Annotated in this window: 6 protein-coding genes; 5 read left to right on the top strand and 1 reads right to left on the bottom strand. The window is 71.4% G+C overall.

What is annotated here, in order from left to right:
* The coding region (locus tag AOK15_RS19770) for a pyridoxal-phosphate dependent enzyme (protein WP_055518665.1) at positions 1-772 on the bottom strand (772 nt) is incomplete at its 3' end.
* A gap of 259 nt (positions 773-1031) precedes the next feature.
* On the opposite strand from AOK15_RS19770, the gene AOK15_RS19765 reads away from it, so the two are divergent.
* From AOK15_RS19765 to AOK15_RS19745, 5 genes are all read left to right on the top strand, one after another.
* Positions 1032-2597 carry a S8 family peptidase gene (locus AOK15_RS19765; protein WP_055518663.1) on the top strand — a complete coding sequence of 522 codons (1566 nt, stop codon included), beginning with the start codon at positions 1032-1034 and terminating at the stop codon, positions 2595-2597.
* Between the two features lie 248 nt (positions 2598-2845).
* On the top strand, positions 2846-4045 hold the full coding sequence (locus AOK15_RS19760) for a DUF4190 domain-containing protein (RefSeq protein ID WP_240508506.1): 1200 nt from the start codon (positions 2846-2848) through the stop codon (positions 4043-4045).
* Between the two features lie 147 nt (positions 4046-4192).
* Complete coding sequence (locus AOK15_RS19755) at positions 4193-4945, top strand: GntR family transcriptional regulator (protein WP_055518658.1); 753 nt, start codon at positions 4193-4195, stop codon at positions 4943-4945.
* A gap of 498 nt (positions 4946-5443) precedes the next feature.
* Positions 5444-5644 carry an SPOR domain-containing protein gene (locus tag AOK15_RS19750; RefSeq protein WP_055518655.1) on the top strand — a complete coding sequence of 67 codons (201 nt, stop codon included), beginning with the start codon at positions 5444-5446 and terminating at the stop codon, positions 5642-5644.
* Between the two features lie 45 nt (positions 5645-5689).
* Positions 5690-6097 (top strand): (deoxy)nucleoside triphosphate pyrophosphohydrolase, encoded by a 408-nt coding sequence (locus tag AOK15_RS19745; protein ID WP_055518653.1) that lies wholly within the window; start codon positions 5690-5692, stop codon positions 6095-6097.
* Positions 6098-6133: the final 36 nt, after the last annotated feature.

Here is a 6133-nt window from a genome sequence, read left to right as displayed (position 1 = left end):
CCGCCGACTGGACGGCGTACAGGGCCGGTCGGCGGTCGATCAGGCCCGCCGCGTGGAGTTCGGCGACGGCGAGAGCGGCGCCGAGCAGCAGCGTGCCGTTGCCCACGGGGACGGCCAGGACGTCCGGGAGGCGGCCGCCGAGGTCCTCCCACAGTTCGTGGACGTAGGTCTTCGTGCCGTGGAGGAAGTAGGGGTTGTAGACGTGCGAGGCGTAGAAGACGCCCTCCTCGTCCGCCGCCTCGCGGGCCGCGGCCGCCGCCGCCTCTCGGTCCCCCTCGACGATCCGGAGCCGCGCGCCGTGCACGTCGATCTGCTCCAGCTTCTTCGCCGAGGTGCCGACGGGGACGTACACCGTGCAGGGCAGTCCGGCGCGCGCGCAGTACGCGGCGACCGCCGTGCCCGCGTTGCCGCTGCTGTCGGCGACGACCCGGCTCGGCCCGAGCCGCAGGGCCAGTTCGGCGAGGAGCACCGCGCCCCGGTCCTTGAAGGACAGCGTCGGCATCAGGTAGTCGAGCTTCGCGGAGATGCCGTCCGTGAGCTCGACGAGCGGGGTGCGGCCCTCGCCGAGCGAGACCGACGGTGTGGCGAGGGGGAGGCACTCGGCGTACCGCCAGAGCGAGTTCACCCGGCCGGACAGGGACTTGAGGGGTGCGGGGGTGGGAGCGAAGTCGAGGTCCAGGGGGCCGCGGCAGGCCGGGCAGCACCAGGCGAGGGAGGCGGCGGGGACGCGGGTGCCGTCCGTCGGGCAGAAGCGATCCGGCAGAGGTGTCATGCACGCAGGGTAAGTGGGGGCGTCGACGACGGTGACGTATGACGGTGTGTCATGGCAGCGGCATGACCCTCGTGTCGCGGTCCCCGTTCGGTGGGTGCAGGGGCCTTGTGCAATTTCTTCGGAGGCCTCAACCTTTCGGCTGACGCACAGGAACCCCACAGAGTTTTGACATGGGCATGATCTTCACGGTGTCCTCGCGCGCGTCCGCGTGTGTGCGTCGTCCCCCACCAGCGCACCACCGATCGAGGAGGATCCTCAGATGGCAGTGATGCGTCAGAACCGGCGAAGACTGGCCCTGATCGCCGCGGCGGCCACCGCGGCGCTCGCCTCCGGGCTCGTCTCCGCCCTTCCCGCCACCGCCGCGGCGGACGGCCGGATCCAGTACGCCGGCGCGGCCGACGCCGTGAAGGACAGTTACATCGTCACCCTGAAGTCGGACGCCAAGGCCGGCTCCACCAGGGGCAGGGCCCTGGCCGAGCGGTACGGGGCCGAGATCGAGCGCACGTACACCAAGGCGCTCAACGGCTATGAGATCGAGGCCACCGAGACTGAGGCGAAACGATTCTCCGCCGACCCGAACGTCGTCTCCGTCGTCCAGAACCGCACCTTCCGCATCACGGCGACGCAGCCCAACCCGCCCTCCTGGGGCCTGGACCGCATCGACCAGTCGGCGTTGCCGCTCAACCAGAGCTACGGCTACGACGACACCGCGGGCGAGGGCGTCACCGTGTACGTCATCGACACCGGTGTACGTGTCTCGCACAGCGACTTCGGCGGTCGCGCCGTGGACGGCTACGACGCCGTCGACAACGACACCACCGCCCAGGACGGCCACGGCCACGGCACGCATGTCGCCGGAACCGTCGCCGGCGCGGCGTACGGCGTCGCCAAGAAGGCCAAGATCGTCGGCGTGCGCGTCCTGAACAACTCGGGCCAGGGCACCACCGCGCAGGTCGTCGCGGGCATCGACTGGGTGACCGCCAACGCCGTCAAGCCGGCCGTCGCCAATATGAGCCTCGGCGGCCCGGGCGACACCGCGATCGACACCGCCGTACGCAACGCCGTCGCATCCGGCGTCACCTTCGCCGTGGCCGCCGGCAACGAGACGACCAACGCCTCCACCCGTTCCCCCGCCCGCGTCACGGAAGCCATCACCGTCGGCGCCACCACCAGCTCCGACGCCAAGGCGAGCTACTCCAACTACGGCACCGTCCTGGACCTGTTCGCCCCCGGCTCCTCCATCACCTCGGCCTGGCGCACCAGCGACACGGCGACCAACACCATCTCCGGTACGTCGATGGCGAGCCCGCATGTCGCCGGAGCCGCCGCGCTGTACCTGGCGGACAACCCCACGGCCACCCCGGCGGCCGTCCAGACGGCCCTGGTGAACGCCGCCACCACCGGTGTCGTCACCAGCCCCGGCACGGGCTCGCCCAACCGTCTGCTGAACGTGGGCGGCGGGACCACGCCGCCGCCGACGGGGCCGCGCTTCGAGAACACGGCCGACTACGCGGTCAACGACAACGCCACCGCGGAGTCGCCGATCACCGTCAGCGGCGTCACCGGCAATGCGCCGTCCTCACTCAGCGTGCCTGTAAACATCGTCCACACCTATATCGGTGACCTCCAGGTGCAGTTGGTCGCTCCCGATGGCACCGCGTACACGCTGAAGGCGTACGGAGCCGGCGGCAGCGCGGACAACATCAACACCACGTACACGGTGAACGCCTCCTCGGAGGTCGCCAACGGTGTGTGGAAGCTCCGGGTGAGCGACAACGCGGCGCTGGACACGGGCCGCATCGACTCATGGGCCCTCCAGTTCTGATCCCGGACCCCGGCTTCTGACCACCTGGCCCCGGGCTTCTCGTCCCAGGGCCGAGATTCCGGATCCCGGTCGCGCGGCTTCCTGGTCCGGCCCCACCGCGGGGCGGGCGGGAGCGGCACCACCGGTGCCGGGCCCTTCGGGTCCGCGCCCCGCGTGTCGCCCCCGCCCGGCCCGTGCTTACCATGCGCCAAGCCGTACGAAAGTCGTACGCCAGTTCCCCTCACGCCGGCGCAAGGAGCACGCGACCCGTGGCCACACCCCCGCCCCCCGGGGCCCAGCCGCCCCAGGGTGGCCCGTTTCCGCCTCCGGGGCAGCCGCAGTCCGCGCCGGGACAGCCGTACCCGGTGGCGCCCCAGCCCTGGGGTCAGGCATGGGGGCGGGCCTACCCGGCGCCGCTGCCCCCGCAGGTCAACGGGCTCGCGATCGCCGCCCTCGTCCTAGGCTTCATGTGCCTGCTGCCGGGCGCGGGTCTGGTCCTCGGCGTCCTCGCGCTGGTGCAGATCAAGCGGAAGGGGGAGCGCGGCAAGGGCATGGCGGTGGCCGGAATCGCGCTGTCGGCGACCGGTGCGCTGCTGATGACGCTCGCGCTCACCACGGGCGGCGCGCGCGACGCGTGGGACGGCTTCCGGGACGCGGCGAGCGGCGCCGGCACCACCTTCTCCGTGAAGAAGGGCGAGTGCTTCGACGCGCCGAACGGCTCCCTGGAGGGCTACGCCTACGACGTCGACGTGGTGCCGTGCGAGGGGAGGCACGACGCCGAGGTCTTCGCCGAGTTCTCGCTGCCGGAGGGGGAGTACCCGGGCGACGACGAGGTCGAGGACGCCGCCGGTGACCGGTGCTACGACCTGTCCGCCTCGTACGTCATGGACACCTGGGCGATGCCGGCCGACGTGGACGTGTACTACTACACGCCCACCCGGCAGAGCTGGCGGTACGGCGACCGCCAGGTGGCCTGCGTGTTCGGCAACGAGGACGCGGAGGCGGGCCTGACCGGCTCGCTGCGTCAGGACGGGACCACCCTGGACGCCGACCAGTTCGCGTTCCTCCAGGCCGACGCCCTCCTCAACGAGGCCTTCGAGGGCCTGCCCGACACGGACTACGTCAGCGACGACCTGCCCGCCCACAAGGCGTGGGCGCCCGATGTGGTCGACGCCCTGGAGCAGCAGGCGGCGGCCCTGCGTGCGCACGACTGGGAGCCCGGCGCCGAGAAGGCGGTGACCGCCTACGCCAAGGCCCTGGACCGGGCCCGCGAGGAGTGGCAGGGCGCCGCCGACGCGAGCGACGCCGACGAGTTCAGCGACCACTGGGACCGGGCGCACCGGCTGACCGACGGCCCCAAGGCGGTCACGGCCCGCGAGGCTCTGGGTCTGGCCACCTCTCCGGAGATCAGCGACGAGGAAGGCGCGGGCGAGGGCGACGGCGGAGGTGAGCCCCGCGCACAGGTGTGACGGCGGCCATAGCGGGGAGAAAGTGCCTGCGTAAAGGCCTCCCCCGGCACATGTCATCACATCGAGTGATTCCTTGGCCTTTGCTTGCATGGCACAACCGACGGTTGCCAGGCTGTTGCTGTCTGTACAGCCTGATGGGAGCGGCCAGTGACTTTCGGTGAGCAGCCGGCGTATCTGCGTGTCGCGGGTGATCTCCGCAAGAAGATCGTCAACGGATCGCTGCCGCCGCACACCCGCCTCCCCTCCCAGGCGCGGATCCGGGAGGAGTACGGCGTCTCCGACACGGTCGCGCTGGAGGCGCGCAAGGTGCTCATGGCCGAGGGGCTGGTCGAGGGCCGTTCCGGATCGGGCACGTATGTGCGGGAGCGGCCGGTGCCGCGCCGGGTGGCCCGTTCCGGTTTCCGTCCCGTGGGCGGGGCCACGCCGTTCCGGCAGGAGCAGGCCGACGTCGCCGCCCGCGGCACCTGGGAGTCGCGCAGCGAACAGGTCGAGGCGGGCGGCGCGATCGCGGAGCGGCTGGCCATCCAGCCCGGGGACCGGGTGATGTGCACGAAGTACACGTTCCGGGACGGGGGCGAGGTGATGATGCTCTCCACCTCCTGGGAGCCCCTCGCCCTCACCGGCCGGACCCCCGTGATGCTCCCCGAGGAGGGCCCGCTCGGCGGAATGGGCGTCGTCGAGCGCATGGCCGCCATCGACGTGATCGTGGACAACGTCACGGAGGAGGTCGGTGCCCGCCCCGGCCTCGCGGAGGAACTCCTCGCCCTGGGCGGCGTCCCCGGCCATGTCGTCCTGGTCGTGCAGCGGACGTACTTCGCCTCGGGGCGCCCGGTGGAGACGGCGGACGTGGTGGTGCCGGCCGACCGGTACCGGATCTCCTACCATCTGCCGGTCAAGTGAGCGACGCCACCGGCCCGTCGGGGCCCGTCCGTCCACCCGTGCTCGTCCGTCCGCCGGGGACTGCCCGCCCGTCCCGGGATTCCGTAGATCGCGTGTGTATCGGATGGTGACGCGGGCATGGGTCAAGTGGCCTTTGTCTGAGGAAAGTTGGAGGATTCGGGGCTTTCGAGGGCGTCCGAACACCGTTCGAATCCGGTCGTTCTTGCCGGCGGGCGGTGCTGTGCCCGGATGGCCTCCCGGTATGCCCTAGAGGCGCTGGACGGCTGCTCGTTGGGGCGCGGAAAGGCGCACGGGTGGTGAGCAGCGGCGCGTTCGACGGGGTGCGCCCCTCTCATCTTGGCTTGTTGCGTACCTCTTTGTGAAAAGACGGATTCGCTGCGTAAAGGTTAGGCGTACGCTCGGGCATATGCGGATTGCGGTTTCCTTAGGTGGCGGGGTGCGGCGGAATCCGGGGACGGGACTCGGATCGGCCGAGGTGGGAAGGAGTGGTGGGGGTCGATGAACGACGGCACGATCACTCTTCCCTGGCTCGTCATAAGGCAGGACGACAACGGCAACCGCTATCGCGTCGGCCGGTACGCGACCCGCGCCGAGGCGCAGAAGATCGCGGACAGCCTCGACGGTCGCGGACACAAACAGCTCTACTGGGTCGAGCGCATCGGGCAGAACGGCCAGAACGGCCAGAGTGGGAGCAAGTGATTCACCCCGCCCGACGCCTCCGTCCGCTCCCGTAGGCTCCCGCGCATGACCGAACCGATCGTGGTGGTGGGTGCCGCCCTGCTGAAGGACGGCCGGCTGCTCGCCGCGCGTCGCAGCGCGCCGCCCGAGCTGGCCGGACGCTGGGAGTTGCCCGGCGGCAAGGTGGAGCCCGGCGAGCCTCCCGAACAGGCCCTTGTGCGCGAGCTGCGCGAGGAGCTCGGCGTCGAGGCGAAGTCCGCCGAGCGGGTGCCGGGGGAGTGGCCGGTGGGCTCCGGCCATGTCCTGCGCGTCTGGATCGCGCATCTCCTCTCCGGGGAGCCCCGGCCGCTGGAGGACCACGACGAGCTGCGCTGGCTCAGCGCGGACGAGGTGTGGGACGTCGACTGGCTCGACCAGGACGTTCCCGCCGTGATGGAGACCGTGCGGCTGGCCTGGGGGCCCGGGGGCGTCTGAGCGCCCCGTTTCGGGGGGAGCCGCCCCCGTCTCCCG

Source organism: Streptomyces ossamyceticus (assembly GCF_001418475.1).
In the GTDB taxonomy this organism is placed as follows: domain Bacteria; phylum Actinomycetota; class Actinomycetes; order Streptomycetales; family Streptomycetaceae; genus Streptomyces; species Streptomyces ossamyceticus.
The sequence above is the reverse complement of the archived record's forward strand: the minus strand, read 5'-3'. Positions and strand labels throughout refer to the sequence as shown.